The organism is Bacillota bacterium, from assembly GCA_012837335.1.
GTDB lineage: Bacteria > Bacillota > Limnochordia > Darwinibacteriales > DTU012 > DTU012.
The window spans coordinates 1-2,025 of record DURM01000079.1 but is presented as its reverse complement, the minus strand read 5'-3'; the positions used below and the strand labels follow the sequence as shown (position 1 = coordinate 2,025).

Annotated in this window: 2 protein-coding genes; both read left to right on the top strand. The window is 45.8% G+C overall.

All coding sequences use genetic code 11. The features are described from left to right. Nucleotides 1-128 precede the first annotated feature (128 nt). The gene (locus GX019_10750; GenBank protein ID HHT37641.1) at nucleotides 129-1,127 is read left to right on the top strand and encodes an ABC transporter permease; all 999 of its coding nucleotides are present in this window, start codon (nucleotides 129-131) and stop codon (nucleotides 1,125-1,127) included. 67 nt (nucleotides 1,128-1,194) lie between these two features. After that, on the top strand, nucleotides 1,195-2,025 hold an 831-nt coding region (locus GX019_10745), incomplete at its 3' end, for an ABC transporter substrate-binding protein (GenBank protein ID HHT37640.1).

The following is a 2,025-nucleotide window of genomic DNA, read 5'->3' as shown; positions in this document are numbered from 1 at the left end:
TTGTCATGTGTGAAGGCCGGATTACCGGAGAACTGCTCCAGAGCGAAGCAACTCAGGAGCGAATCATGGAGTTTGCTACAAGCAGAATGAAATTATCAGGATGATCAAGGCATATGGGGGTTGGTTAAATGGAAAATAAACCAGCTGTTACAAAACTGCTTCCCAAGGATAAACGAGCTTTTCTGCAGTCTGATGCAACGCAAAAACTGCTTGCATTTTCAAGTTTAATCATTCTTTTCATAGGTTTTTCGCTGGCATCACCAAACTTCGCTACTTTCTCTAACATAGTCGGAATCCTGATTTCTACAGCTGTTAACGGTGTGTTGGCTATTGGCGTTACATTTGTCATTGTGACTGGAGGAATTGACCTTTCATTAGGTACGGTCATGACCTTTTCCTCAGTTATGACCGGTGTCTTTATAGCGTTTTGGGGACTTCCGGTACCCTTAGGTGTCATTGCAGGAATTCTAACCGGAGGATTGTGCGGATTAATCAACGGCACCATGATTTCAAAAATGCGCATACCACCTTTTATCGCTACTCTGGGTATGATGATGGTTGCGAAGGGATTATCGCTGGTTATATCTGATACCAGACCGATCTATATGATTGAACCAGCTAGTTTCCGAAAGATTGCTATGGGTACGGTGTTTAACATCCCCTATGGTGTGTTTATCTTTTTTGCTGCGGCAGTACTGGCAAACATTATTCTAACCCGCACAGTTTTAGGGCGCTATGCGTTTGCTCTCGGCAGCAACGAAGAGGCGGCGCGTTTATCAGGAATTAATGTAGATAAGTGGAAAATTTTCATCTACGGCCTGAATGGATTGTTTGTAGGATTGGGTGGTGTCCTGATGGCATCCCGGTTAAGCTCTGCTCAGCCAGCATTGGGTCAGGGCTATGAGTTGGAAGCAATCGCAGCCGTAGTGATCGGTGGAACTTCCTTAAGTGGTGGGGAAGGCAGCATTTTGGGAACAATTATCGGTGCTTTTGTAATGAGCGTCTTGACTAATGGATTGAGAATCATGTCTATACCGCAGGAGTGGCAGACTGTAGTAATCGGTGCGATTGTAATCCTAGCAGTATATATTGATGTATTAAGGCGGAGACAGCAGACGAGCAGCTAGACCTATCATTGGTTTTCAGCTCCGTAGGGAGCTTAAAAATATAAAAGACTAAAGGAGGAGAAACTGTATGAAAAGACTGGTTGGTTTACTGTGTGTGCTGCTTGTAGTTGCAATGTTTGGAGGGGCTGTAAGTGCCAAGGACGACCTGTACATTGCAGTAATCTCCAAAGGGTTCATGCATCAATTCTGGCAGGCAGTTAAGTTGGGTGCAGACCAGGCTGCTGAAGAATTTGGCGTAACCATTACCTTTGAAGGTCCGGAAGCAGAGACAATGGTTGACAAGCAAATTGATATGCTTCAAGCTGCTTTGAACAAAAACCCCGATGCAATCTGTATCGCAGCCCTGGACAGTGTCGCAGTTATTCCCCTTCTCGAGCAGGCACATGCGCGGAATATTCCTGTAATCGGCTTTGACTCTGGTGTAGACAGTGATATTCCGGTGACTACCGCTGCTACTGACAACTACGCTGCAGCAGGGAAAGCTGCAGACAGGATGGCAGAACTGATTGGTTACGAAGGTGAAGTTGCGGTAATTGTTCACGACCAAACAAGTCATACCGGTATTATGCGCCGTGATGGCTTTGTTGACCGGATTAAGGAGCAGTATCCTCACATCACTGTTGTGGACATTCAGTATGGTGGTGGCGACCATCTTAAATCCACTGACTTAGCTAAGGCAATTCTCCAAGCCCATCCAAACTTGAAAGGATTCTTTGGCGGCAACGAAGGCTCAGCTATTGGTGTGATTAACGCTGTGCGTGAGCTCAATAAAGTTGGAGAAGTTGTCGTTATCGGTTTTGACTCTGGTAAACTGCAGCTGGATGCAATTAAATCCGGACTGATGGCCGGTGCAATTACCCAGAATCCGGTTGGAATCGGCTATGAAGCAGTTAAGGCT

Bases quoted from the DNA above. Each gene is read 5' to 3' on its own strand.
- GX019_10750 (HHT37641.1), top strand. From the start codon at position 129: ATGGAAAATAAACCAGCTGTTACAAAACTGCTTCCCAAGGATAAACGA.